Origin of the sequence: Streptomyces sp. NPDC093568, from assembly GCF_044764945.1 — a bacterium.
Classification (GTDB): domain Bacteria; phylum Actinomycetota; class Actinomycetes; order Streptomycetales; family Streptomycetaceae; genus Streptomyces.
Window position 1 is genome coordinate 78258 of sequence record NZ_JBIWJD010000004.1, and the last position, 24246, is coordinate 102503.

The following is a 24246-nucleotide window of genomic DNA, read 5'->3' on the forward strand; positions in this document are numbered from 1 at the left end:
TGGCGCGTGCCTAGGCCGGCACGTGCTGCCGTACGGGAGCCCAGCAGCGGATGATGTCGCGGACCGAGACGATGCCGACGGGCTCGCCGTGGTCCAGGACGATCAGATGCCGGAAGCCGCCGTGCGCCATGGCGCGGGCCGCCTCCTCCAGGGTCCAGGCCGGAGCGGCGAACACGACGTCCGTGGTGGTGTGGTCGTGGGCCCGCTCGGTGTCCGGGTTCTGTCCGAGGCCGACGGAGTTGAGGATGTCGCGTTCGGTGAGGATGCCGATGCCGCCCGCGTCGGGATCGTGGACCACGGCCGCGCCCACCCGGCGGGTGGACATGAGTGCGGCGGCCTGGCGAAGGGTGTGGGTGGGGCCGATGGTGAGGACCACGGTGCTCATGGCGTCACGTACGAGCATGGATGGAGCCACCTCCTGAAGTGCCCCCGCACCGTTTGTTCACGCCCGGCGCCGGAGGCGCCTATTCAACGGTGCACAAATTCACAAGTGGGGGGACTTTCAGAGTGACAGGTAAAGAGGGGGTCAACAAGAGGGCGGTCGCCGGGGGAGCGCTGTGCGCCTCACCCGAGGGCCGGGGGCCTCTACGGGGCCATGCGCCCTCAGTAGCGCTCGTTCAGGTACCCGAGCAGTTCGTGGTGCATGAGGCCGTTGGAGGCGGCCGCGTTGCCGCTGTGCGGGCCGGGGCGGCCGTCGAGGCCGGTGAAGGTGCCGCCGGCCTCCGTCACGACGATCGCGGTGGCCGCCATGTCCCACAGGGAGAGCTCGGGCTCGGCGCACAGGTCGACCGAGCCCTCGGCGACCATCATGTACGGCCAGAAGTCGCCGTACGCGCGCGTGCGCCACACCTCGCGCGTGAGGTCGAGGAAGCCGTTCAGCCGCCCCTGCTCCTCCCAGCCGCTGAGCGAGGAGTACGCGAACGACGCGTCCGCCAGCTTCGAGACGCGGGAGACCCGCAGCCGGCTGGCGGAGGACAGGCTGCGGCCGGTGAACGCGCCATGCCCCTTGGCGGCCCACCAGCGGCGCCCCAGAGCGGGGGCGGACACCACGCCGACGACAGGCTGGTAGCCGCCCTCCGAAGCCTCCATCAGGGAGATGAGGGTGGCCCATACCGGGACGCCGCGTACGTAGTTCTTGGTGCCGTCGATCGGGTCGATCACCCAGCGGCGCGGACCGGTGCCCTCGATGCCGTACTCCTCGCCGAGCACCGCGTCTCTCGGCCGGGCCCGCTGCAACTGCCCGCGGATGAGCTCCTCGGCGGCCTTGTCGGCCTCGCTCACCGGGGTCATGTCCGGCTTGGTCTCGACCTTGAGGTCGAGCGCCTTGAATCGGTCCATGGTGGCGGCGTCGGCGGCGTCCGCTAGGACGTGGGCGAGGCGGAGATCGTCGTGGTAGTCCGGCATGGGACGAACGGTATCTGCCGTGGTCCTGATGGGGCTACCAGGGCTTGGGGAGATCAGGAGGATTCCCTTCCGTCGGCGGGACGCCCCCGCCGGGCCGGTGGCCGGACCACGCGAGCCCGCGCGTCCCGACTCGATGGCGCCCCCACGTGCCTTCGCGAACCCTTGACAGTGCCGCCGTGCGCGTCAAATCTGGGCGCAGAGCCGCTCCTCCCCGGGAGGCGATGATGCCTGCAGCGCGGGAATCCCTGCTGGACGCCGCTTACGCGGCGCTGGCGCGCCGGCCGTGGTCCGCCGTGCGGATGGTGGACGTGGCCGCTGCGGCCGGAGTGTCCCGGCAGACGCTGTACAACGAGTTCGGGAGCAAGGAGGGGCTGGCCCGCGCGCTGGTGCGCAGAGAGGCCGACGGCTATCTCGTCGGCGTCGACCGCGCGCTGGCCACCCCCAGCGACGCCCGTGACCGCCTCACCGCCACCGCGGAGTGGACCGCCGCGCTCGCCCGCGACAACGCCCTGGTCCGCGCCATGCTCACCGGCTGCTGGAGCGAGCGCCTGCCCTCGCCGACGCTCTCCGCCGTCCCGTCCTCCTCGGCCGTCCCGGCACAGCGCCGGGCCGACGGCCCGCTGCCCTCACCCGGCGACTTCGTGACCATCGTGCGCGACCGCGCCGTCACGGCCCTGTCCGCACCCGGCACCACCAAGCCGGACACCGCCGACCTCGCCCGCTCCTGCGAACTCGTGGTCCGCCTCGCCCTGTCCTGCGTCAGCGCCCCGCCCGGCGAGGGCGGTGTCGCCGACCTCGTACGCAGCGCGCTGCACCGGCAGTTGGCGAGCTGAACCGAACCGGGCGCCTCAGTGCGCCGGCCCCGCCTCAGTGCGCCGACCCCGACAACTGCAGTCCCACGACTCCCACGATCACCAGGGAGATCGACACGATCTTCAGCGTCGACACGACGTCCCCGAGGAAGACCATCCCGTAGATCGCCGTCCCCGCGGCCCCGATCCCGGTCCACACCGCGTACGCCGGCCCCACGTCCAGCTTCCTCAGCGACAACGTCAGCAGACCGAAACTGCCGAGCGCGAAGATGCAGAACGCGACGGTCGGCCAGAGCCGGGTGAAGCCGTGCGACAGCTTCAGGCAGACGGCGAAGCCGGTTTCGAGCAGCCCCGCCACGATGACCAGCAGCCACGCCATGTGCTGTCCTCCCGTATGCCCACGTTCTGTGACCGCTTTTTCGGGCTTGGATCCGGCTCGGTGCGATTATGCCTTTACCGGACTCACAGGAAGACAAACAACGCGAAGGTCAATCGCCTTCCTCAGTCGCCTTCCTTGCGCTCACGCGTGGCCAGCAACCGCCGCAGCGAGTACAACCGCGCCGGATCGGCGTGCCCCTGCGCCACGTAGTCGTCCAGGGCGCAGTCCGGTTCGTCATGACTGCACGCGCGCGGACAGCCCTCGGTTCCCGGTTCCAGATCCGGGAACGCGTGGATCACACGGGAAGGGTCGATGTGCGCCAGACCGAAGGAACGCACGCCGGGGGTGTCGATCACCCAGCCCCCGACCTCCGTCAACGGCAGCGCCAGCGCCGACGTCGTCGTGTGCCGGCCGCGTCCCGTCACCGCGTTCACATGCCCCGTACTGCGCCGGCGCTCCTGAGGTACCAGTGCGTTCACCAGCGTCGTCTTGCCGACCCCGGAATGCCCGACGAACGCCGTGACCCGGCCGTCCAACTGCTCGCGCACCCGGTCCGCGGCGGCTCCGTCCGCCAACTCCTCGCGGCTGGTGACGACATACGGGATGTCCAACGCCCCGTACATCTCCAGGAGTTCGTCGGGCGGCGCCAGGTCCGACTTGGTCAGGACGAGCAGCGGCTCAAGACCTCCGTCGAACGCCGCCACCAGACAGCGGTCGATCAGCCGGGGCCGCGGCTCGGGGTCGGCGAGGGCGGTGACGATGGCGAGTTGGTCGGCGTTGGCCACCACGACCCGCTCGAACGGATCGTCGTCGTCGGCCGTGCGCCGCAGCACCGACGACCGCTCCTCGATCCGTACGATCCGCGCGAGGGTGTCCTTCTTGCCGGACAGATCGCCGACCAGCGCGACCCGGTCGCCGACGACCGCGGCCTTGCGGCCCAGTTCGCGGGCCTTCATGGCCATCACGACCCGGTCGTCGACGAGACAGGTCAGCCGCCCCCGGTCGACGGTGAGGACCATGCCCTCGGCGGCGTCCTCGTGCTTGGGCCTGATGTTCGTACGAGGGCGGGTGTTCCGACGGCCGGGGCGCGTGCGGATGTCGTCCTCGTCGGTGTGCTTGCCGTAGCGGCGCATGGCGGTGACCCCTACGCCCCGAGCATCCCGGTCCACAGCTCGGGGAAGTCCGGCAGGGTCTTCGCCGTCGTGGCCACGTTCTCGATCCGCACGCCCTCGACCGCGAGACCGATGATCGCGCCGGCCGTCGCCATGCGATGGTCCTCGTAGGTGTGGAAGACCCCGCCGTGCAGCCGGCGCGGGCGGATGTGCAGGCCGTCGGCGGTCTCGGTGACATCGCCGCCGAGCTCGTTGATCTCCTTGGTCAGCGCGGCCAGGCGGTCCGTCTCGTGCAGCCGCAGGTGCGAGACACCGCGCAGGGTGGACGGGGAGTCCGCGAGGGCGGCCACCGCCGCGATGCCCGGCGTCAGTTCACCGACCTCGCTCAGGTCCACGTCGATGCCGTGGACGGCACCGGAACCGGTGAACACGAGCCCGTACTCGGTCAGTTCGCAGGAACCGCCCATCTCGGTGAAGATCTCGCGCAGCCGGTCACCGGGCTGGGTGGTGCGGGCCGGCCAGTCCGGGATCAGCACCTTGCCGCCGGTCACCAGCGCCGCCGCCAGGAACGGCTGGGCGTTGGACAGATCCGGCTCGACCGTCAGGTCACGGCCCAGCAGCGCGCCCGGCGTGACCCGCCAGACGTTCGGCTCGCCGCCCGACTCGGGGGTGTCCACCTGCGCGCCGACCGAGCGCAGCATGTCGACGGTCATGCGGATGTGCGGCATCGACGGCAGGGCGGAGCCGGTGTGGCGGACCTCCACGCCCTGGTTGAAACGCGGGCCGGAGAGCAGCAGCGCCGACACGAACTGGGACGACGACGAGGCGTCGATCTCCACCGGGCCGCCCTCCAGGGCGCCCCCGCCGTGCACCGTCAGCGGCAGCGCGCCGCGGCCGTCGTCGTCGATCCGGGCGCCGAGGACGCGCAGGGCGTCGATCACGCCGTTCAGGGGACGCTCGTACGACCTCGGGTCGCCGTCGAAGCGGACGGGGCCGTCGGCGAGCGCGGCGACCGGCGGCAGGAAGCGCATCACCGTGCCGGCGTTGCCGACGTCGACGGTGGCCGGGCCCCGCAGGCCCGCGGGGAGCACGCGCCACGCCTCGCCGGTGCCCTCGGGGCCGACGCCCTCCTCGATCCCGACGCCCATGGCGCGCAGGGCGCCGGCCATCAGCAGGGTGTCGCGGGAGCGCAGCGGGCGGCGCAGCCAGCCGGGCTCGCTCGCCAGGGCGGCGAGGACGAGCGCGCGGTTGGTGACCGACTTGGACCCCGGCACGTGGACCGTCGCGTCGACGGGTCCGCTCGCGTGCGGGGCGGGCCAGAGGGCGGTGTGTGCGGCGGGGTTTTGGGCCATGGGTTCACTTTATAAGGAGCGTGTGGTTCGGGTGCGGCGCCGTGAGGGCTGGTTGCGCGGTTCCCCGCGCCCCTGAGCTGGCTGGTCATGCCCCCAATAGCCAGCGCGCCCCACCTATCAGCGAGCACAACGACACCGCGTGGAACAGGAACAGCCACAACCCCGCCGGTACGTGCGTCAGCCGCGACAGCTGGTCGGCGTCCGAGTCGCCCGCCCCGCCCCGCGCCCGCTTCGCCTGCAGCTCGAACGCCGGCCGCACCCCGCCCACCAGCAGGAACCACACCACCACATACGCGAACGCCGCCTGCACCTGAGGCCCGGTGAACCACGAGATCAGCACGAACGTGCCGCCCGTGACGAACACCGTCAGCGCCCCGTACGCGTTGCGGATCATCACCAGCATCGCCACCAGCAGGAGGGTCGCCAGCCACAGCAGGAGGGTGATGCGGCCCGCGGCCAGCAGCGCTGCGCCGCCCAGGCCGAGCAGCGGGGGAGCCGTGTAGCCCGCGGCGGCGGTGAGGATCATTCCCAGGCCGTACGGCTTGCCGCGGCTGACGGTGAGGCCGCTGGTGTCGGAGTGCAGACGTATGCCGGTCAGCGTGCGGCCGGACAGCAGCGCGACCAGGCCGTGGCCGCCCTCGTGGGCGATGGTGATGGCGTTGCGTGACAGGCGCCACAGGACGTGCGGGACGACGACGGCCAGCGCGACGGCCAGGGTGGCGATCACGACCCACAGATCGGGGTCGGGCTGGGTGCCGGCGACCTCGTCCCAGAGGGAGGCGAGCGAGGCGGATGCGGTGCTGTCCATGTAAGGCGATGGCCCCCTTCGACCGGATGGAATCTGGCAGTGTGGCACGTATGTGCGGACGGTATGCAGCCAGTCGTGGGCCCGAGGATCTCGCGGGAATCTTTGAGATCGAGAAGTGGGAGCCCGAGGAGACCCTTGAGGCGGACTACAACGTGGCTCCGACGAAGGAGGTCCACGTCGTCCTCGACCGTCCCTTGAAAGACGTGGCGGACCCGCGGCCGGTTCGGCAGTTGCGCAAGCTGAAGTGGGGGCTGGTGCCGAGCTGGTCCAAGACCCCCGAGAGCGCCTTCAAGATGATCAACGCGCGGGCGGAGACGGTGCACGAGAAGCCGTCGTACCGGCGGGCCTTCGCCACCCGGCGCTGCATCATCCCCGCCGACGGCTACTACGAGTGGGTCACCGGCAAGCAGGAGCGGGACCTGGAGGTCGAGGGCCGGAAGAAGCGGCCGCGCAAGCAGCCGTACTTCGTGCTGCCCGCCGACGGGTCGGTGTTCGCGATGGCCGGGCTGTACGAGTTCTGGCGGGACAAGACGCTGCCCGACGACCACCCGCAGGCCTGGTGGGCGACCTGCTCCGTCATCACGACCGAGGCGGAGACCACCCCGCTGGCCGTCTCGCCGGCCGAGGGGCCGCACACGCTCGCCGAGATCCACCCCCGGATGCCGCTGATGCTGACCCCGGACCGCTGGGACGCCTGGCTTGACCCGGCCCGGACGGACGTCGACGACCTGCGCACCCTGCTCGACCCGCCGCCGGCCGGCCTGATGCGCGCCTACCCCGTCTCCACGATGGTCAGCAACGTCCGCAACAACGGCCCGGAGCTGCTGAAGGAGCTGGACGGCCCCGAAGAGGGCACACTCTTCTGACGTGACGACCGAGATCATCGCAACGGACGCGGGGGACGCCCGCATCACCTGGCACCCCGCGAAGAAGGCCCGGCTGGTCCTGGCCGCGAGCCACGGCGCCGGCGGCGGCATCGGGGCGCGCGACCTCGTGGCCCTCGCCGACGTCCTCCCGGCGCACGGCGTGAGCGTCGCCCTGGTGGAGCAGCCCTGGCGCGTGGCCGGCAAGAAGGTGGCGCCCGCGCCGAAGACCCTGGACGTCGGCTGGCGGGGCCTGTGGCCCGCGCTGACCACGCCCGGCCTGCCCGTGATCTCCGGCGGCCGCAGCGCCGGCGCCCGTGTCGCCTGCCGTACGGCCGTCGAGCTGGGCGCCCACGCCGTGCTCGCGCTCAGCTTCCCCCTGCACCCGCCGGGCAGGCCCGAGAAGTCCCGGGCCGGCGAACTGCTCGGGGCCGGGGTACCGACCCTGGTCGTCCAGGGCGGGAACGACCCGTTCGGCAAGCCCGAGGAGTTCCCCGACGGCGACCACGAGCTGGTCGAGGTGCCGTACGGCGATCACGGGTTCGCCGTGCCCAAGCGGGCACCCCTCGATCAGGACGAGGCCGTGGCGATCGTCACGGACGCGGTGCTGAAGTGGGTCGGGTCACTCGGGTAAAGGTTCGGGAATGCCGTGGACCCGCCCTCTGTTGTGGCGGACAGCGGTGCTGAACCACCAGCGCCGACGTCGTAGGAGAGGGAGTCCTCCGCATGGGTTCGACCTACTGCCCGAGCCGCAGCAGCCGTACCGACCTGGAGTGGACGGTGCTGCACGCGGCCAAGGCCGCTCCTATTCGAGGGGCGGCAGGCACGGCAGGTCGTCTATCCTCCGATTCAGGTGGGACCGGTTTCGGCCCTGCTCGCAATCTTGAGGAGGTGGGTCCGGTTCCCGGTACCGACGCAGGGACCGACAACGGCCAGGCGGAGCAGCCCGAGGGCCTGGGCACGGGCGTGGGCACGTCCGCGGAGTCGACCGCGGAGCGCAGCGCGCGCTTCGAGCGGGACGCGCTCGAGTACCTCGACCAGATGTACTCGGCCGCGCTGCGCATGACGCGCAACCCGGCCGATGCGGAGGACCTGGTGCAGGAGACGTACGCCAAGGCGTACGCGTCCTTCCACCAGTTCCGCGAGGGCACCAACCTCAAGGCGTGGCTGTACCGGATCCTCACCAACACCTTCATCAACTCGTACCGCAAGAAGCAGCGCGAACCCCAGCGCTCCGCGGCCGAGGAGATCGAGGACTGGCAGCTCGCCCGCGCCGAGTCGCACATGTCGACGGGCTTGCGCTCCGCGGAGTCGCAGGCGCTCGACCACCTGCCCGACTCGGACGTCAAGGAAGCGCTCCAGGCCATTCCCGAGGAATTCCGCATCGCCGTGTACCTGGCCGACGTAGAGGGCTTTGCGTACAAGGAGATCGCGGACATCATGGGGACACCCATCGGTACGGTGATGTCCCGGCTGCACCGTGGCCGCCGTCAACTGCGCGGCATGCTCGAGGACTACGCCCGTGAGCGCGGGCTGGTCCCGGCCGGCGCCGGAGAGTCGAACGAAGCGAAAGGCTCGGGCTCATGAGCTGCGGAGAGCCGCACGAGACGGACTGCTCTGAGGTACTCGATCATCTCTACGAGTTCCTCGACAGCGAGATGCCGGACGTCGACCGCGTCAAGTTCAAGCAGCACTTCCAGGAGTGCTCGCCGTGCCTGGAGAAGTACGGGCTCGAAGAGGCCGTGAAGAAGCTGGTCAAGCGGTGCTGCGGCCATGACGACGTGCCCACCGACCTGCGCGCCAAGGTGCTCGGGCGGCTCGACCTGATCCGCTCCGGCCAGTCCGTGCCCGAGCACGACGTGACGGCCACGCCCCAGGAATCCTGAACGCACGGCCGTCACTCGAACGTGCTAATCCCCCGGTCATAGCACCACGCACCTCCCCCTCGCCACCCTAGGCTGCGGTGCTGGAAGCGTGTGGCCGGGGAGGGGCGTTATGGAGACGACACCCACACGGGCACGTGTCTACGTCGGCTGTGTCGTCCTCGCCGCCCTGTACTGCCTGCACCCGCTGGAGTCGACGAGCGTCCCCTGGTGGGCGGTCGCCCTGCTGGCCGTGCTGCACGCCGGGGGCGAGCGGCTGTCCGGCCCCTTCTACCCGGTGGTCCTCGCCGGAGCGTTTCTGCTGCCACCGTCGGCCGCCGCGCTGGTCGCGGTGCCGGGCGCGCTGTGCGCCCCGGTCGGCGCGAGCCCTCACCTGCTGCGCCGGGTGTGGCGGGCCGCGCAGCTCGTCGTCGCGGTGTGGGTGGCAGCCCGGGTGCACTGGGCGCTGGGCGAGCACGACGCCCTGGACGCGTCCGACTTCCCTTACGCGCTCGCGCCCGCCGGAGCCGCGGTGCTGGCGTTCTGCCTGGTCCTGACCGTGCTCGACGGCGCGATCCTGGTGCTCGCCGAGCGCGTGCCCCCAAGGCGCGCCGGACGGGGGCTCTTCCTGCGGTCGCTCGCGCCGATCGCCGTGCACGGGCTGGCCGGACTGATGATGGCCGTGCTGTGGCGCAGCGCCTACGGTCCCGTCGCCGCGCTGCTCGTGCTGCTGCCGATGTGCGTCTCGTGGTGGGCGTTCGCCCAGTACCACCGGGAAAACGCGGCCCACCAGGCGACCATCCGCGCGCTCGTCCAGGCCGTCGACATCAAGGACGGCTACACCCGCGGCCACAGTGAGCGCGTCGGACAGGCCTCGATGATGATCGCGCGTGAGCTGGGCCTGGCCGACGAACGCGTCGAGGTGCTCCGCTTCGCCGGGATCCTGCACGACGTCGGCAAGCTGGGCGTGCCGACCCGGCTGCTGCGCAAGAACGGGCCGCTGACGCCCGAGGAGCGCCGGGTCATCGAGCTGCACCCCGAGTACGGACACGAAATGGTCCGCGGGATCTCCTTCCTCGGTGAGGCGCGGGCCGCCGTACTGCATCACCACGAGCGGCTGGACGGCAGCGGGTATCCCTACGGGCTGAGCGGCGGTCAGATCCCGGAGTCGGCACGGGTGGTGGCGGTCGCGGACGCCTTCGACGCCATGACGTCGACCCGGTCCTACTCGCGGGCCCGGCCGGTGCCCGTCGCGCTGGGCGAGCTGGAGAAGTGCGCGGGCACGCAGTTCGACCCCAGGATGGTCACGGCCCTCGCCCGAGCCGTCGGTCGGCACGGCTGGCATCCCGCCGTCACCGCCGACGAAGCCGCGCCGCGCGCCGCCCGCCCCGCGGTCGCCGGCGCCCGCGGAGCCAGCCGATGAACACCGCGAGACCGAGCCGTCTGCTGGCCCTCGTCCACGCCTGCGCCGCGCTGCTCGTCGCGGGCTGTCTGCTCGGCAGCATGTCCGACGGCCTGGTCGAGCGGGGCACGGCCGCCGCCTTCGGTGCCCTGATCGTCCTCGGCGAACTCACTCGCTGGACCCGCGCCGAGGGCAGGGAGGCCGCACCCCTCGGTGCCGCCGCCGCGCTGTCGTACGCCCTGCTGGGGGAGCTGGGCGGGCGGCCCTCCGGGCCCGGTGCCGCCCAGGTCGTCGCCGTCGTCCTCGCCGCCTCGCTGCTCGGCAGCGTGCCGCACATCGCGCGAGGACGTCCCGTGCTGGACCATCTCGCCCGGCGCGCGCTCACCGTCGCATTCGCCGCCGTATGCTTCCAACCCCTGTACAACCAGGGCACGTTCCGCGGCTGGGGCACCTCCTACGCCCTGCTGCTGCTCGCGATCCTCACGCTCACCTCCCTGTGCGACGCGATGCTCGCCGCGGCCCTGGCACACGCGCGCACCCGGTGGCCCTTCGGGCCGCTGCTGCGGGACGAACTGCGGGCGACCCTCGGGATCGGGTCGGCCGTCTGCGCGACCGGCGCGGTGATGGCGCTCGCGGTCGCCGTCGTCGGGCTGTGGGCCCTGCCCGTCTTCTCGCTGCCCCTGCTGCTCACCCAGATGTCCTTCCGCCGGTACGCCGCCGTGCGGACCACCTACCGGCAGACCATCGCCTCGCTCGCCCGCGCCACCGAGATCGCCGGGTACACACCGACGGGACACGCCCGGCGGGTGGCCGCGCTCAGCCGGGAGGTCGGCCGTGACCTGGGCCTGTCCGAGGCCGAGCTCACCGTGCTGGAGTACGCGGCGCTCATGCACGACATCGGGCAGCTCAGCCTGGTCGACCCGGTACCGGCCGGCGCCACCGCCGTACTGCCCGTGGCGCAGCAGCGGCGGATCGCGCTGCTCGGCGGGGCCGTCGTCCGGCAGACCGGGGTGAACCCGCAGGTGGCGACGGTCGTGGAGCGGCTCGCCGACCCCTGTCCGGAGCAGCCCGTCGCCGCGCGGATCGTGCGGGCGGTGAACGCCTACGAGGAGAAGGCCCGCGAGGCCGGGCCGGGCGGGCCGCTGAAGGCACTGGAGGAACTGCGCCTGGGTACCGCGGGGGAGTATGCGCCGGAGGTCGTGGGGTCGCTCGCACGGGTGCTGTCCCGTGAGGGTCTTACCTCGCCCGTGGCTGGGTAACCCATGGGTAATGAGCGCCCTTCCAGCCGTACGTGGTTGGATGCGAATGAGAGTGTGTCCGGGGGCGAGCACTAGCCAGCCCACTCCACGGAACTGGCAGGCGGGAATCGTGAGGATCTTCGGCAAGGGACGGCACCGGCCCTCCGCCTCCTGGCGGCAGGCCACCGACCGGGCGTTCACGCTCATCGGCGACGGCCGGTACGAGGACGCGGGCGCGCTGCTGACACGTGCCGCCGATCTGGAGCCCTGGCTTTCGGAGTCCTGGTTCAACCTCGCGCTGCTGCACAAGTTCCGGCACGACTGGGAACAGGCCCGGGCGGCCGGACTGCGGGCCGTCGCGCTGCTCGACCGGGAGACCGGGGCCCCCGACTGGTGGAACGTCGGTATCGCGGCCACCGCGCTGCAGGACTGGCCGCTGGCCCGGCGGGCCTGGCAGGCGTACGGGCTGAAGGTGCCCGGCGGGGCGACCGAGTCCGGCGAGCCGACCGGCATGGACCTGGGCAGCGCGGCCGTGAGGCTGTCCCCGGAGGGGGAGGCCGAGGTCGTGTGGGGGCGGCGGCTGGACCCCGCCCGGATCGAGGTGCTGTCGATCCCGCTGCCGTCCTCCGGGCGCCGCTGGGGCGAGGTCGTCCTGCACGACGGGGTGCCGCACGGCGAGCGGACCACGTCCGCCGGGCACGCCTACCCCGTCTTCGACGAGATCGAGTTGTGGGCGCCCTCGCCGGTGCCCACCTGGGTGGTCCTCCTGGAGGCGGCCACCGAGGCCGACCGGGACGCGCTGGAGCAGCTCGCGGCCGACGCCGGGTTCGCCGCGGAGGACTGGTCGTCGTCCGTACGGCTGCTGTGCCGGATGTGCTCCGAGTCGCGGATGCCGTCCGACGAGGGCGACGGGGAGCACCTGGATCCGCACGACCACAGCGAGCCGGGGCACCCCGGGCCGCTGGGGCACCGGACCGACGGGCAGCTGTGGGTGCCGGAGCGGGAGTGCGGCGTGGCCGCGCCGGCTGCGCTGGTCCGGGGGCTGTTGGACGGGTGGGTCGCGGACAGCCCTGATTCGAGGGATTGGCGGGATCTCGAAGAGGTCTGCTGAGCGTTCGCCGTACCCTGTATCAGCGTCACACCCCCTTTTCTTCTTTTGTTTGTGCAGGAAGGCATACGTCGGTCATGGCCCAGCAGGACACCGAGCAGCAGCACGCGGGCGTGCTCCCCGTGGACGACGAGGGTTTCGTCGTCGACACCGAGGACACCGAGGAGCGCGAGAACGCCTGGCGTGAGCGCGGCACGTCGCGGCCGATCACCGTCGTGGGGAACCCGGTCCTGCACAAGGAGTGCAAGGACGTCACCGAGTTCGACGCCGAGCTGGACCAGCTGGTCGCGGACATGTTCGCCTCGCAGCGCACCGCCGAGGGCGTGGGCCTGGCCGCCAACCAGATCGGCGTCGACCTGAAGGTCTTCGTCTACGACTGCATGGACGACGAGGGCAAGCGGCACGTCGGCGTCGTCTGCAACCCCAAGCTCGTCGAGCTGCCCGCCGAGCGGCGCCGGCTGGACGACAGCAACGAGGGCTGCCTGTCCGTGCCGACCGCGTACGCGCCGCTCGCCCGGCCCGACTACGCCGAGGTGACCGGGCAGGACGAGAAGGGCAACCCGATCAAGGTGCGCGGCACCGGGTACTTCGCCCGTTGCCTCCAGCACGAGACCGACCACCTGTACGGCTACCTCTACATCGACCGTCTCTCCAAGCGCGAGCGCAAGGACGCGCTGCGTCAGATGGCCGAGAACGAGCCGCGCTACCCCGTGGTCGCCAACGGCTGAGCCGCCTACGCGGCGGTCGGTCCCTGGAACGTCCTGCGGTAGGCGTTCGGGGTCGTCCCCAGCGCCCGGACGAACTGATGGCGCAGCGCCGCCGCCGTGCCGAACCCCGTCCGGCCGGCGATCGCGTCCACCGTCTCGTCCGTCCCCTCCAGCAACTCCTGTGCCAGCAGCACCCGTTGGCGCAGGATCCAGCGGTACGGCGTCGTGCCCGTCTCCTGCTGGAAGCGGCGGGCGAAGGTGCGCGGGGACATGAGCGCGCGCTCGGCGAGCTGCTCGACGGTGACGTCCTGGTCGACGTGCCGTTCCATCCAGGCCAGCACCTCGCCGACCGTGTCGCACTGGGAGCGGGGCAGCGGGCGCTCGATGTACTGGGCCTGCCCGCCGTCCCGGTGCGGCGGTACGACCATGCGCCGGGCGATCTTGTTGGCGACCTCGGGCCCCTGCTCCTGCCGCACGATGTGCAGACAGGCGTCGATGCCGGCGGCGGTGCCGGCGCTGGTGATCACGGGCCCCTCGTCGACGTACAGCACGTCGGATTCGACGATCGCCCCCGGATGCCGCAGGGACAGCTCCCCGGCGTGCTTCCAGTGCGCACTGCACCGCCGCCCGTCGAGCAGTCCCGCGGCACCCAGCACGAAGACGCCGGAGCACACGCTGAGCACCCGGGCGCCCCGGTCGACGGCCCTGACCAGGGCGTCCAGCAGGGCGGGCGGATAGTCACGGCTGACGTACTCGCTGCCGGCCGGCACCGCGATCAGGTCGGCCTCCTCCAGCCGCTCCAGGCCGTACGGCGTGGAGACGGTGAGTCCGCCGACATGGGTGCCCAGCGTCGGCCCCTCCGCCGAGACGACCGCGAAGTCGTAGACCGGCAGCCCCTCGTCGCTGCGGTCGATGCCGAACACCTCGCAGACGACGCCCATTTCGAAGAGATGTACACCGTCCAGGAGAACGGCGGCGACGTTTTTCAGCATGCTGCCAGTGTGCCTCGGAAGTGGCAGTAAATCGAGGGCGGGCGGCAGTCCTGCCACTGTTCGTAAGGAGTGTCAGGCGCGACAGTGGTGTCATGACTACAGAACAGACAGAGACACTGCTCGCCATGGTCGTCGTTCTCGGGATGTTCGTCCTCCTGGTCCTCCCGTCAGTGATCGGGATCGTGCACGACCGGCGCATCGACCGTCAGATCAGGGAGGCCCAGGGACGCAACGAGAACGAGGCTCAGAAGTCCTCGTCCAGGTCGACGGTGCCCTCCACCGCCACCTGGTACGCCGAGGGGCGCCGCTCGAAGAAGTTGGTGAGCTCCTGAACACCCTGCAGCTCCATGAAGGAGAAGGGGTTCTCGGAGCCGTACACCGGAGCGAAGCCGAGGCGGCTCAGCCGCTGATCGGCGACACACTCCAGGTACTGCCGCATCGAGTCGGTGTTCATGCCCGGGAGGCCGTCACCACACAGGTCGCGCGCGAACTGCAGCTCGGCCTCGACGGCCTCCCTCAGCATGTCGGTGACCTGCTGCTGTAGCTGGTCGTCGAAGAGCTCCGGCTCCTCCTTGCGGACCGTGTCGACCACGTCGAACGCGAAGGACATGTGCATCGTCTCGTCGCGGAACACCCAGTTGGTGCCGGTCGCGAGGCCGTGCAGCAGGCCCCGGCTGCGGAACCAGTAGACGTAGGCGAAGGCGCCGTAGAAGAACAGGCCCTCGATGCAGGCGGCGAAGCAGATGAGGTTGAGCAGGAAGCGACGCCGGTCGGCCTGGGTCTCCAGCCGGTCCAGCTTCTCTACCTCGTTGATCCACTTGAAGCAGAACTCCGCCTTCTCGCGGATCGAGGGGATGTTCTCGACGGCGTCGAAGGCCGCCGCCCGGTCCTCCGGGTCGGGCAGGTAAGTGTCCAGCAGCGTCAGATAGAACTGGACGTGCACGGCCTCCTCGAAGAGCTGCCGGCTCAGGTAGAGCCGCGCCTCGGGGGAGTTGATGTGCTTGTACAGCGTCAGCACCAGGTTGTTCGCCACGATCGAGTCGCCCGTCGCGAAGAACGCGACCAGCCGCCCGATCAGGTGCTGCTCGGCGGGGCTGAGCTTCGCCAGGTCCGCGACGTCGGAGTGGAGGTCGACCTCCTCGACGGTCCAGGTGTTCTTGATGGCGTCCCGGTAGCGCTCGTAGAAGTCGGGGTAGCGCATGGGACGCAGAGTCAGCTCGAAGCCGGGGTCGAGCAGGTTCTGAGCACGGTGGGACATTACTGGCAGGCCTCGCAGGACTCGGGGTTTTCCAGGGAGCAGGCGATGGCCTCTTCGGAGGTCGCCTGCACGGGGACGGATGCTTGTGCCGCGCGGGCGATGCGGGTCGCTGGGCGCGAGCGCAGGTAGTACGTCGTCTTCAGGCCCGACTTCCAGGCATACGCGTACATCGAGGAGAGCTTGCCGATGGTCGGCGTCTCCAGGAAGAGGTTCAGGGACTGGGACTGGTCGAGGAACGGGGTGCGTGCCGCGGCCATGTCGATGAGTCCCCGCTGCGGGATCTCCCACGCCGTGCGGTACAACGCCCGTACGTCCGCCGGGATCCAGGCGAAGTCCTGCACCGAGCCGCCCGAGTCGCGCAGCGCCTCCCGGGTGCGGGCGTCCCAGACGCCGAGCTCCTTGAGGTCGTTGACCAGGTAGGAGTTGACCTGGAGGAACTCGCCGGACAGCGTCTCGCGCTTGAACAGGTTGGAGACCTGCGGCTCGATGCACTCGTAGACACCGGCGATGGACGCGATCGTGGCGGTGGGGGCGATGGCCAGGAGGAGGCTGTTGCGCAGGCCGACCGCCGCGATCCGCTCGCGCAGGGCCGCCCATCGCTCCGGCCAGGTCAGCTCGACGCCGTAGTGGTCGGGGTGCAGCACGCCCTGGGCCGTACGGGTCTTCTCCCAGGCCGGCAGCGGGCCGCTGCGCTCGGCGAGGTCGGCGGAGGCCTCGTACGCGGCGAGCATGATGCGCTCGGCGATGCGGGTGGACAGGGCGCGGGCCTCCGCTGAGTCGAAGGGCAGCCGCAGCTTGAAGAAGACGTCCTGCAGGCCCATCGCGCCAAGGCCCACCGGGCGCCACTTGGCGTTCGAGCGGCCCGCCTGCTCGGTCGGGTAGAAGTTGATGTCGACGACGCGGTCGAGGAAGGTGACGGCGGTGCGGACGGTGGCGTCGAGGCGCTCCCAGTCGATGTCGCCGTCGTCCACGAAAGCACCGAGGTTGACGGACCCGAGGTTGCAGACCGCCGTCTCCCCGTCGTCGGTGACCTCCAGGATCTCCGTGCAGAGGTTGGAGGAGTGGACGACATGGCCCGGCAGCGCCGTCTGGTTGGCGGTGCGGTTGGCGGCGTCCTTGAAGGTCATCCAGCCGTTGCCGGTCTGCGCCAGGGTGCGCATCATGCGGCCGTACAGCTCACGGGCCGCGATGGTCTTGCGCGCGAGTCCCGCCGCCTCCGCCTTGCGGTAGGCCGCGTCGAACTCCTCGCCCCACAGGTCGACCAGTTCGGGCACGTCGGCGGGGGAGAACAGGCTCCACGGCTCGTCGGCGTTGACCCGGCGCATGAACTCGTCCGGGATCCAGTGCGCGAGGTTCAGGTTGTGCGTACGCCGGGCGTCCTCACCGGTGTTGTCGCGCAGTTCCAGGAACTCCTCGATGTCGGAGTGCCAGGTCTCCAGGTAGACCGCGGCGGCACCCTTGCGCCGGCCGCCCTGGTTCACGGCGGCGACGGAGGCGTCGAGCGTCTTCAGGAACGGGACGATGCCGTTGGAGTGGCCGTTGGTGCCGCGGATCAGCGAACCGCGGCTGCGGACGCGGGAGTAGGCGATGCCGATGCCGCCGGCGTGCTTCGAGAGGCGGGCGACCTGGTGGTAGCGGTCGTAGATGGAGTCCAGTTCGTCGAGTGGGGAGTCGAGGAGGTAGCAGGACGACATCTGGGGGTGCCGGGTGCCGGAGTTGAACAGCGTCGGGGAGGACGGCAGGTAGTCGAGGCGGCTCATGAGCCCGTAGAGCGCGGCGACTTCGTCGACCGCCCGCGAGGTGTCGTCCTCGGCGAGACCGGCCGCGACGCGCAGCATGAAGTGCTGGGGCGTCTCGATGACCTTGCGGGTGATGGGGTGCCGGAGCAGATAGCGGCTGTGCAGGGTGCGCAGGCCGAAGTAGCCGAAGCGGTCGTCGGCGGCCGGGTCGACCAGGGCGTCGAGGCGGGCCGCGTGGAGACGCGCGAACTCGGCGGTGCGGTCGGCGATGAGGCCCTCGCGGTGGCCGACGGCGACCGACTCGGTGAAGGACGTCACGCCCTGCGAGGCGGCCTCGGCGGCGATGGAGACGGTCAGCAGCCGGGCGGCCAGCCTGGAGTAGGCGGGGTCCTCGGAGATGAGACCGGCCGCCGCCTCGGTGGCCAGCTCGCGCAGCTCCGCCTCGTCCGCACGGGCGGACCGGCCGCGCAGCGCGGCGGCGGCGACCCGGCCGGGGTCGGCGTCGGGGAGATCGGCGGTCAGCTCGGTGAGGGTCCGCAACAAGGCGGTTCCCGGGGCGTCCTCGTCGGTCGGGACGACTGAGGCGGCTGAGGCCGGATCTGCTGGCGCGATGGTCACGTGGGGCTCTCCCTCGCTCGGCACGGGGGCCTTGCGGAGGGCAGGGGGCAGCACACGAGCGCACGCGGCGTCGCGTCCACCGGCCCATTCCACGAGGCCCGGACGTCAGTGCGCACCGGCCGGGTGGCCGGGCGCGCTGTCGGCAGGTCCTCGGACTGACTCCTGTGCGGGGCGTCTGAGAGAACAGACATGCACAAGTACACCGTTGCGGGACAGTTCCGGATTCGCACCGGATTCCCCTGCGGCGACAGCGAGGACGAGCATACATCTTGTGCTCACCCGCCACGCCACCCCCAGATGTTGTGTCGGGGTGGTTTCAGAGCGTCAACTCATAGGTGAGAAGAGTGATGTCGTCGAGGTGCGGGACGGGGTTCCAGTCCCGCTCGGGTGTGCGGACGAAGCCCAGCCGTTCGTAGATGCGGTGGGCGCCGTGCATGGTGCGCTGGGTCGACAGGACGATCCGCACACAGCCCTCCGCGGCCCGTGCCCGGTCGACGCAGGCCCGCACGAGGGCCTCGCCGGCGCCGCGGCCGCGGGCCGCCCGGTCGACGGCGAGCATCCGGATCTCCGCCTCTCCGGGACGGGCGATGTCGGCCATGGGCCCGCCGGCCGGCACGAAGGTCACCCCGCCCAGCAGCCGGCCGTCCTGGACGGCCACCAACACCTCGGCGGCGAGAGCCCGCTTGGCCACGTCCCTCAGTTCCCCGAGGTATTCGTCACTCTCGCCGAAGTCGAGGAGGCCGTCCTGGAGGTAGGCCTGGGCGGTGAGCTCACCGAGGGTGTCGTACTCGGCGGGTTCCACGGGCCGGATCACGATGTCCATAGGGCCGAGTCTGCCGGACGGGCAGGACGGCGAGCCCGGGTTTTCTCGCCGAGGGCCGCCGGGTTGCGGGGCGTTCCTGGAGTGCTTCCATGGAGATAGGCGTCGGAGCCCGCGGCCCCTCCGTTTCGAGCCCTCCAGGAAGTTTCGAGCTCTTCTCGGAAGGAGGCGCAGCATGACGTCGGTCGTCCGTCGCCCGCCGGGCAAGAAGCGGCCGCGGAACGCGCCGATGGCGACGCTCGCTCCGCGGCGGGCGGGCAGCTGGGCCAGGCAGGGAATGGTGGGGCACTGGCACAGGCTGACGATCCGTCTGGAGGCCCGCCGCGGCAGCACCCACTCCAAGAAGTGGCGCCGGTGGTTCACGTACACCAACGTCACCAGGGTCGTCTGGACGGTGGCCGCCCTCGCGTTGCTCGCCTGGATCGTGGAGGGCCTGTACATCTTGATCTCGAGCCGCACGACCGGCTTCGAGAAGTGGCGGCAGGGCAACGAGGGATTCGAAACCGTCCTGCGCTTCGTCGGCCCGGTGCTCGCCGCGTCGATCGCCGCCACGCTCTTCCTGTTCTGGTGGTACCGGTGGACCAAGCGGCGCTATCTGGCGAAGGCGCGGGACGACCCCCACGGACTGGTGCTCACCGCCGGCCCGGACACCGCGGAGATCGTGGGCCGGGAGGAGATCGTCCGGGTCATCGCCGAACGGTTGCGCGAGCGCGAGACACGCCGCCCCTATCTGCTGGTCGGCGGAGTCGGCGTGGGCAAGACCGCCGTCCTCGTACGGCTCACCGAACTGCTGGCCGAGCAGAACGCCGTACCCGTGCCGATCCGGCTGCGGGACGCGAACGGCGGCACCGACCTGAACTTCGAGCGCATGGCCAAGCAGCGTTTCACCGAAGAGGCGCCCCGGGGCATCCTCGCGCGCGGCAAGACCGATCGGGTCTGGCAGCAACTGCTCGCCGACGACAAGCCGGTCGTCATCGCCGACGGACTGGAAGAGGCACTCCTCGGCGACGGCCAGAACCGGGACAACATCATCCGGCGGGCCATCGAGCGCGCCTACGAGGAGAAGCTGCCCCTCGTCATCGCCTCCCGCCCGCACAGCCCGCTGGAGAGCACCCCGGCGGCGATCGTGGAACTCGAACCGCTCAGCGAGGAGGAGGCCCTGCGCTTCGTGCAGGCACGGGTGCCGGACACGGACGAGCGCCGCGTGGACTGGATCGTGGAGACGGCGGAGGTGACCGAGTCCCCCGTCTACCTTCAGATAGCCCGCGAGCTTCATCGCCACGGAGCGCTGGAGCACGACCGGCCGGACGCCGACCCGCAGCACATGAACACCCGCAGCCGCGACCGCGGCACGCTGCGACTGTGGCTGCTGCAGACCTGGGACGAGGCGCTGTGCGAGGGCCGGCTGCGCGAGGGCGTCGCGCTGAGCCGCCGGGAGCGCCGCGACACCCTCGAAGTGGTCTCCGCGCTGGCCTGCGTGGGGCTGCTCCAGGACAAGCTGGAGGTCGGCCTCGGGGAACTGCTGGACTCCGATGTCCACCCCGGGCCCGCTCGGCGCGCGCAGGCCCGCGCCGAGCACCTGTGGAGCAGCGGACGCGGCTTCGACCGGTACGGCAAGCGAGGGAACGTCTTCTCCGAGTGGCACAGGCAGCAGATCTGGGACGTGCTCTGCCAGCGGCTCGGCCCGCAGGAGCGCACGCGGCTGCGCGGCGGGAACATGGACCAGTGCCGGGCCGCCCTGGCCCGGATCGCGCGCAACGCGGACAAGCTCGGGCTGGTGGAGGGCTTCGAGCGGAAGGTCCGTTTCCCGCACAGCATCATCCAGGCCTATTTCGGCTACCGCCTTTTGGGCCAGCTGGGCGAGCGGGGCGCCGGTGAACTCATCGAGCACGCGCTGCAGCCGCCCGGGCCCAGCCGCGAACTGCTCATGGCCCTGGTGCTGTTGTCGCGCCGCCGGGCGGCCAGGCGCAGGGCCCGCGGGGGAGGCGTCCGGGCCGAGGCGAAGAAGGAGTTCGACGAACGCCTCCGCCACTCACGCGTATGGGGGCACACCCTGGCGCACCGGCTCTGCAAGGCCGCGGAACGCCGCACGGACGACCCCAAGGCCCTCGACCTCTACGCGGCCGCCGTGGAGATCGAGAGCGCGGAGGACTCCCCGAGGCTCCTGGGCGACATACTGGCGGAAGTCCGTCAGACCTGGATGGGTTTCAAAGGCGACCGGCGCACCCTCGACGACGCCAAACTGCGGCTGCTCAGACAGCTCGGAGCCGCACTGCGGAGCGTCTCCGACCGGATCGACACCACTCCGCTCTACGAGGAGCTCGTCGAGATCGGCATCAGGGAACCGTCCTACTCCATACGCCTGGCCGCCGCCCAGGAGTTCGGCACCGGCGGCAACCCCGCGTTCGCCGTGATCCGCAGTCGGGTCGGGCTGAACACCGACCCGGTGCAGGAGTACAACGACCGGCTCGGAGAGCTGAAGGACTGGAAGCGGCGCGAGCACGAGCGATGGGCCGAGCGCATGGCCGACGCCAGGGCCGCCCGGGTGGCCTCACGCGCCCGGTCCGAGCGCATCGCCCGGCTGCAGCAGGACCGGCGCGAGCTCAACCAGGAGTACCGGGCGAAACGCGTCGATCTGTTCCGGGAGTTCGTGATGCGTGCCTGGATGATCCCCATGCTGCTGGGCTCCGTCGACGGGGCGCACCGCGACGAGGCCCGGGAACGCCTCACCAGATGGCTGCGTCACCTCGACCCGAAGGCCACCGGCGGCACCCCCGACCTTCCGCTCGCCCTGGAGGCCGCGCTGGCCCAGGGCTTCAAGTACGCGGCCAACCGCCGCATCCGGCATCCGCAGGCCTTCCCGGACGGTCGCGCCGATCTGATCCGGCAGGCGGAGACGGTGCTGCAGCAGTCCCGGTGCTGGTACTCGCAGCTCATGCTGCTCCAAGCGCTGTGCCTGTGGGAGCTCCAGGACAGCGCCGGGCTCCACGAGCGGGACCCGCACGCCGTGAGGGGGAGGGGCGCTCGCGAGCCGGTCCGGGTGATGGGCGGAACGACCGCCATACGGACCGTGGAGCGCTGGCTGTCGATGGTCGGCACGGCGGTGAGCAGGGCGCCCGGGTATCCGGAGGCGGACGGCGTCTCGTCCCGGCAGTCCCTGCATCCGTTCGTCGCGGAGGCCGGGGACCTGGTGGCCCTGGCGCTCGAGACCGGGCAGCCGGAGCGCTTCCTCTGGATCGACGAAAAGGGCGTCGCCGACAACATCGGCGCGCGCACCGGAAACCCCGAGGGGTACCGCAAGCACAACCTGTGGATCCCGCCCTCGGTCGGGTGGAGCACCCTCGACGCGCGCGCCCAGCGCCTCGTCGCCGATGTGCTGGTGATGCTGAACCTCATCGAACGGGACGGGCATCCGGACGAGGTCGAGGAGCGGATGGCCCGCGTGGAACAGCAGGGGATGCCGCTGCCGCCGTGCATCCGCACCGACCGTGCTCCCCTGCGGCCCGACCTGCGGGCCGGTATGGCGGACCCGCCCGCACCGGGCACGTCCTGCCTGCCCGACTGCAAGTTCCAGCTCTGCCCCTACCCGCCGCGCGGATGCGTGCCCCGCGGGGAGATCCGGGAGCCGTTCTGCCGCCAGCAGCAGGCCCTGTTGCCGGGGCGGGTGCGCCGCCACTTCCCCAGGGTGCTGCGCAGGAAGACGCCGCGCTGGGTCAGCATGCGCGTCCGGGAACTCGACGGTTTCTGGCAGCAAATGGCCGGGCGCACGCGCAGCTAGCGCGGTACGCCCGGCCGGTGGACCGGCTGCGTCAGTGGGCCGAACCCGCCGTCGCCGGCGGCAGTTCCACCTGGACGCCCGGGTCGCCCGCGTCCGCCGTGTAGTCCTGCGGGCTCGTCTCGTCGATGCCCTCCGGGGCCTTCGCGGCCTTGAGGACGAAGGTCAGGACCACCGTCACCAGGACGTTGAGCACGAAGGCCGTCAGGCCGATGTAGCCGATCTCGCCGATGCCCGGGATCTCCTTGGCCGAGCCGCCGAAGTGCTTCTGGGTCGGGGAGGCGACGCCGTACGCGGCGACCGTGCCGTAGATCATGCCGACCGCCCAGCCGGCCAGCAGCGCCCAGCGGTGGAACCAGCGCGTGAACAGGCCGCCGACCAGGGCCGGGAAGGTCTGCAGGATCCAGATGCCGCCCAGCAGCTGGAAGTTGATCGCGACTGTCTTGTCCATCGTCAGGACGAAGACCAGCGCGCCCACCTTCACCAGCAGGGACACGATCTTGGAGACCTTGGTCTCCTGCGCGGGCGTCGCGTCCGGCTTGATGAAGTCCTTGTAGATGTTGCGGGTGAAGAGGTTCGCGGCCGCGATGGACATGATGGCCGCTGGCACGAGGGCGCCGATGCCGATCGCGGCGAAGGCCACGCCCGCGAACCAGCCGGGGAACATGTTCTCGAACAGCTGCGGGATCGCCAGCTGGCCGTTGGTGACCTTGACGCCGGCCGCGATGGCCATGAAGCCCAGCAGGGCCAGCAGGCCCAGCATGAGGGAGTACAGCGGCAGGATCGTGGTGTTGCGGCGGATCACCTCACGGCTGCGGGAGGACAGCGTCGCGGTGATCGAGTGCGGGTACATGAACAGCGCGAGCGCGGAGCCCAGCGCCAGCGTGGCGTACGTCCACTGCCCCGCCTCGGCCGGCACCAGCGCACCGCGCGGCGCACCCGTGGCCGGGTTGGTCTGGCTGTACGCCTCGCCCGCCTTGGCGAAGATCTCGTCGAAGCCGCCCAGCTTGATCGGGATGTAGATGATCGCCACCGCGATGACGATGTAGATCAGCGTGTCCTTCACGAACGCGATCAGGGCGGGCGCGCGCAGACCCGAGGAGTACGTGTACGCGGCCAGCACGCCGAAGGCGATCAGCAGCGGCAGGTCCTTGACGAACCAGTTCGTGTCCTCGCCGCCGCCGACGCCCATCACGTCCAGCACCGCCTGGATGCCAACGAGTTGGAGGGCGATGTACGGCATCGTCGCGAGGATGCCGGTGACGGCCACGGCCAGCGAAAGGCCCTTCGAGCCGAAGCGGCCGCGCACGAAGTCCGAGGTCGTCACATAGCCGTGCTTGTGGGACACCGACCACAGGCGGGGCAGGAAGGTGAAGATCAGCGGGTAGACGAGGATCGTGTACGGCACCGCGAAGAAGCCGGCCGCGCCCGCCGCGTAGATCGCCGCCGGTACGGCGACGAAGGTGTACGCCGTGTACAGGTCGCCGCCGAGCAGGAACCAGGTCACCCAGGTGCCGAACGACCGGCCGCCCAGGCCCCATTCGTCGAGGCTGTGCTCGTTCTCGGCCTTGCGCCAGCGGGCGGCGAGGAAGCCCATGACCGTGACGGCCAGGAAGAAGAAGATGAAGACGCCGAGTGCGACGCCGTTCACGCCGTCGTTCATTCCGACGCACCGCCCTTCCGGGAGACGCGGGCGCGCTGGTCACGCTGCCACAGCTTGTACGCGACCATCGTCAGCAGCGTGGAGAGCAGGACCCACAGCATCTGGTACCAGTAGAAGAACGGGATGCCGGCCACCGCCGGGTCGGTCTTGGCGTACGAACCGACCCACAGCATCGCCACGAAGGGCGCGCCGAGGCAGAGCGCGATGACGACCCGTACAGGCGTCACCACCGGCTCTCTGGTCACTTCTGGGGCATCTGACATCTGACGGCTCCGTCCCCTCACTGATCACCTGAGAAACGCCCGGGCAATGTAGGTGACGGTGCAACTACAGC

Annotated in this window: 23 protein-coding genes and 1 riboswitch; of the genes, 11 read left to right on the forward strand and 12 right to left on the reverse strand. The window is 70.9% G+C overall.

Annotated elements, in window-relative coordinates:
- Positions 1-10 precede the first annotated feature (10 nt).
- Both ACIRD7_RS17805 and hisN read right to left on the reverse strand, forming a co-directional pair.
- Positions 11-403, reverse strand: a complete 393-nt coding sequence (locus tag ACIRD7_RS17805; protein ID WP_403453980.1) for a cyclic nucleotide-binding/CBS domain-containing protein — start codon at positions 401-403, stop codon at positions 11-13.
- 200 nt (positions 404-603) lie between these two features.
- Entirely contained in the window at positions 604-1404 is an 801-nt protein-coding gene (gene hisN, locus ACIRD7_RS17810; RefSeq protein WP_403453982.1) for a histidinol-phosphatase, read from the reverse strand.
- 221 nt (positions 1405-1625) lie between these two features.
- On the opposite strand from hisN, the gene ACIRD7_RS17815 reads away from it, so the two are divergent.
- Positions 1626-2237 carry a TetR/AcrR family transcriptional regulator gene (locus tag ACIRD7_RS17815; RefSeq protein WP_403453984.1) on the forward strand — a complete coding sequence of 204 codons (612 nt, stop codon included), beginning with the start codon at positions 1626-1628 and terminating at the stop codon, positions 2235-2237.
- Positions 2238-2271: 34 nt separating this feature from the next.
- On the opposite strand, the gene ACIRD7_RS17820 is transcribed toward ACIRD7_RS17815, so the two are convergent.
- The 4 genes from ACIRD7_RS17820 to ACIRD7_RS17835 form a co-directional block, all read right to left on the reverse strand.
- A complete protein-coding gene (locus tag ACIRD7_RS17820; protein WP_403453985.1) occupies positions 2272-2595 on the reverse strand; it encodes a DMT family transporter in 324 nt (107 codons plus the stop codon).
- Positions 2596-2717: 122 nt separating this feature from the next.
- Positions 2718-3728, reverse strand: a complete 1011-nt coding sequence (rsgA, locus tag ACIRD7_RS17825) for a ribosome small subunit-dependent GTPase A (protein ID WP_403453988.1) — start codon at positions 3726-3728, stop codon at positions 2718-2720.
- A gap of 11 nt (positions 3729-3739) precedes the next feature.
- Complete coding sequence (gene aroA / locus ACIRD7_RS17830; protein WP_403453990.1) at positions 3740-5059, reverse strand: 3-phosphoshikimate 1-carboxyvinyltransferase; 1320 nt, start codon at positions 5057-5059, stop codon at positions 3740-3742.
- 85 nt (positions 5060-5144) lie between these two features.
- Complete coding sequence (locus ACIRD7_RS17835; RefSeq protein ID WP_403453992.1) at positions 5145-5867, reverse strand: M50 family metallopeptidase; 723 nt, start codon at positions 5865-5867, stop codon at positions 5145-5147.
- A gap of 50 nt (positions 5868-5917) precedes the next feature.
- Here ACIRD7_RS17835 and ACIRD7_RS17840 point away from each other — a divergent pair, with 50 nt between their 5' ends.
- The 8 genes from ACIRD7_RS17840 (at position 5918) to def (ending at position 13068) form a co-directional block, all read left to right on the forward strand.
- Complete coding sequence (locus tag ACIRD7_RS17840) at positions 5918-6733, forward strand: SOS response-associated peptidase (RefSeq protein ID WP_403453994.1); 816 nt, start codon at positions 5918-5920, stop codon at positions 6731-6733.
- 1 nt (position 6734) lies between these two features.
- Positions 6735-7364 carry an alpha/beta family hydrolase gene (locus ACIRD7_RS17845; RefSeq protein ID WP_403453995.1) on the forward strand — a complete coding sequence of 210 codons (630 nt, stop codon included), beginning with the start codon at positions 6735-6737 and terminating at the stop codon, positions 7362-7364.
- A gap of 257 nt (positions 7365-7621) precedes the next feature.
- Positions 7622-8317, forward strand: a complete 696-nt coding sequence (sigR, locus tag ACIRD7_RS17850) for an RNA polymerase sigma factor SigR (RefSeq protein ID WP_403453997.1) — start codon at positions 7622-7624, stop codon at positions 8315-8317.
- Positions 8314-8616: a mycothiol system anti-sigma-R factor gene (gene rsrA / locus ACIRD7_RS17855; protein ID WP_403453999.1), complete on the forward strand. Its 303-nt coding sequence runs from the start codon at positions 8314-8316 to the stop codon at positions 8614-8616. Before sigR ends, rsrA begins: the two co-directional genes overlap by 4 nt.
- Before the next feature lie 109 nt (positions 8617-8725).
- A complete protein-coding gene (locus tag ACIRD7_RS17860) occupies positions 8726-10015 on the forward strand; it encodes an HD-GYP domain-containing protein (protein ID WP_403454001.1) in 1290 nt (429 codons plus the stop codon).
- Positions 10012-11253 (forward strand): HD-GYP domain-containing protein, encoded by a 1242-nt coding sequence (locus ACIRD7_RS17865; RefSeq protein ID WP_403454003.1) that lies wholly within the window; start codon positions 10012-10014, stop codon positions 11251-11253. Before ACIRD7_RS17860 ends, ACIRD7_RS17865 begins: the two co-directional genes overlap by 4 nt.
- A 109-nt stretch (positions 11254-11362) precedes the next feature.
- Positions 11363-12343, forward strand: a complete 981-nt coding sequence (locus ACIRD7_RS17870; RefSeq protein WP_403454005.1) for a tetratricopeptide repeat protein — start codon at positions 11363-11365, stop codon at positions 12341-12343.
- A gap of 74 nt (positions 12344-12417) precedes the next feature.
- Positions 12418-13068: a peptide deformylase gene (gene def, locus ACIRD7_RS17875; protein WP_403454007.1), complete on the forward strand. Its 651-nt coding sequence runs from the start codon at positions 12418-12420 to the stop codon at positions 13066-13068.
- 5 nt (positions 13069-13073) lie between these two features.
- Here the strand turns inward: def and ACIRD7_RS17880 are convergent, their stop codons facing one another.
- The gene (locus ACIRD7_RS17880; protein ID WP_403454009.1) at positions 13074-14039 is read right to left on the reverse strand and encodes a helix-turn-helix domain-containing protein; all 966 of its coding nucleotides are present in this window, start codon (positions 14037-14039) and stop codon (positions 13074-13076) included.
- Positions 14040-14131: 92 nt separating this feature from the next.
- Between ACIRD7_RS17880 and ACIRD7_RS17885 the strand changes: the two genes are divergently transcribed.
- Positions 14132-14371 carry a hypothetical protein gene (locus ACIRD7_RS17885; protein ID WP_403454011.1) on the forward strand — a complete coding sequence of 80 codons (240 nt, stop codon included), beginning with the start codon at positions 14132-14134 and terminating at the stop codon, positions 14369-14371.
- On the opposite strand, the gene ACIRD7_RS17890 is transcribed toward ACIRD7_RS17885, so the two are convergent.
- From ACIRD7_RS17890 to ACIRD7_RS17900, 3 genes are all read right to left on the reverse strand, one after another.
- A complete protein-coding gene (locus ACIRD7_RS17890) occupies positions 14284-15297 on the reverse strand; it encodes a ribonucleotide-diphosphate reductase subunit beta (protein ID WP_403454012.1) in 1014 nt (337 codons plus the stop codon). The two genes, ACIRD7_RS17885 and ACIRD7_RS17890, sit on opposite strands and share 88 nt — an antisense overlap.
- Positions 15297-17654, reverse strand: coding sequence for a ribonucleoside-diphosphate reductase subunit alpha (locus ACIRD7_RS17895; protein WP_403454015.1), 2358 nt, complete (start codon positions 17652-17654; stop codon positions 15297-15299). The genes ACIRD7_RS17890 and ACIRD7_RS17895 overlap by 1 nt, the downstream gene beginning before the upstream one ends.
- Positions 17655-17777: 123 nt before the next feature.
- Positions 17778-17935, reverse strand: a riboswitch (cobalamin riboswitch).
- Positions 17936-17970: 35 nt separating this feature from the next.
- Positions 17971-18477, reverse strand: a complete 507-nt coding sequence (locus ACIRD7_RS17900; RefSeq protein WP_403454017.1) for a GNAT family N-acetyltransferase — start codon at positions 18475-18477, stop codon at positions 17971-17973.
- Positions 18478-18649: 172 nt separating this feature from the next.
- On the opposite strand from ACIRD7_RS17900, the gene ACIRD7_RS17905 reads away from it, so the two are divergent.
- Positions 18650-22252 (forward strand): ATP-binding protein, encoded by a 3603-nt coding sequence (locus tag ACIRD7_RS17905; RefSeq protein WP_403454018.1) that lies wholly within the window; start codon positions 18650-18652, stop codon positions 22250-22252.
- Between the two features lie 31 nt (positions 22253-22283).
- Here ACIRD7_RS17905 and mctP read toward each other — a convergent pair whose 3' ends face one another.
- Positions 22284-23912 carry a monocarboxylate uptake permease MctP gene (gene mctP, locus ACIRD7_RS17910; RefSeq protein ID WP_403454020.1) on the reverse strand — a complete coding sequence of 543 codons (1629 nt, stop codon included), beginning with the start codon at positions 23910-23912 and terminating at the stop codon, positions 22284-22286.
- Positions 23909-24175: a DUF3311 domain-containing protein gene (locus tag ACIRD7_RS17915; RefSeq protein WP_403454023.1), complete on the reverse strand. Its 267-nt coding sequence runs from the start codon at positions 24173-24175 to the stop codon at positions 23909-23911. Before ACIRD7_RS17915 ends, mctP begins: the two co-directional genes overlap by 4 nt.
- Positions 24176-24246 lie beyond the last annotated feature (71 nt).

What these genes read in the sequence shown, in the direction of transcription:
- ACIRD7_RS17805 (WP_403453980.1), bottom strand. Translation starts at nt 403, where the DNA reads ATGCTCGTACGTGACGCCATGAGCACCGTGGTCCTCACCATCGGCCCC.
- hisN (WP_403453982.1), bottom strand. Translation starts at nt 1,404, where the DNA reads ATGCCGGACTACCACGACGATCTCCGCCTCGCCCACGTCCTAGCGGAC.
- ACIRD7_RS17815 (WP_403453984.1), top strand. Translation starts at nt 1,626, where the DNA reads ATGATGCCTGCAGCGCGGGAATCCCTGCTGGACGCCGCTTACGCGGCG.
- ACIRD7_RS17820 (WP_403453985.1), bottom strand. Translation starts at nt 2,595, where the DNA reads ATGGCGTGGCTGCTGGTCATCGTGGCGGGGCTGCTCGAAACCGGCTTC.
- rsgA (WP_403453988.1), bottom strand. Translation starts at nt 3,728, where the DNA reads ATGCGCCGCTACGGCAAGCACACCGACGAGGACGACATCCGCACGCGC.
- aroA (WP_403453990.1), bottom strand. Translation starts at nt 5,059, where the DNA reads ATGGCCCAAAACCCCGCCGCACACACCGCCCTCTGGCCCGCCCCGCAC.
- ACIRD7_RS17835 (WP_403453992.1), bottom strand. Translation starts at nt 5,867, where the DNA reads ATGGACAGCACCGCATCCGCCTCGCTCGCCTCCCTCTGGGACGAGGTC.
- ACIRD7_RS17840 (WP_403453994.1), top strand. Translation starts at nt 5,918, where the DNA reads ATGTGCGGACGGTATGCAGCCAGTCGTGGGCCCGAGGATCTCGCGGGA.
- rsrA (WP_403453999.1), top strand. Translation starts at nt 8,314, where the DNA reads ATGAGCTGCGGAGAGCCGCACGAGACGGACTGCTCTGAGGTACTCGAT.
- ACIRD7_RS17860 (WP_403454001.1), top strand. Translation starts at nt 8,726, where the DNA reads ATGGAGACGACACCCACACGGGCACGTGTCTACGTCGGCTGTGTCGTC.
- ACIRD7_RS17865 (WP_403454003.1), top strand. Translation starts at nt 10,012, where the DNA reads ATGAACACCGCGAGACCGAGCCGTCTGCTGGCCCTCGTCCACGCCTGC.
- def (WP_403454007.1), top strand. Translation starts at nt 12,418, where the DNA reads ATGGCCCAGCAGGACACCGAGCAGCAGCACGCGGGCGTGCTCCCCGTG.
- ACIRD7_RS17880 (WP_403454009.1), bottom strand. Translation starts at nt 14,039, where the DNA reads ATGCTGAAAAACGTCGCCGCCGTTCTCCTGGACGGTGTACATCTCTTC.
- ACIRD7_RS17885 (WP_403454011.1), top strand. Translation starts at nt 14,132, where the DNA reads ATGACTACAGAACAGACAGAGACACTGCTCGCCATGGTCGTCGTTCTC.
- ACIRD7_RS17890 (WP_403454012.1), bottom strand. Translation starts at nt 15,297, where the DNA reads ATGTCCCACCGTGCTCAGAACCTGCTCGACCCCGGCTTCGAGCTGACT.
- ACIRD7_RS17900 (WP_403454017.1), bottom strand. Translation starts at nt 18,477, where the DNA reads ATGGACATCGTGATCCGGCCCGTGGAACCCGCCGAGTACGACACCCTC.
- ACIRD7_RS17905 (WP_403454018.1), top strand. Translation starts at nt 18,650, where the DNA reads ATGACGTCGGTCGTCCGTCGCCCGCCGGGCAAGAAGCGGCCGCGGAAC.
- mctP (WP_403454020.1), bottom strand. Translation starts at nt 23,912, where the DNA reads ATGAACGACGGCGTGAACGGCGTCGCACTCGGCGTCTTCATCTTCTTC.
- ACIRD7_RS17915 (WP_403454023.1), bottom strand. Translation starts at nt 24,175, where the DNA reads ATGTCAGATGCCCCAGAAGTGACCAGAGAGCCGGTGGTGACGCCTGTA.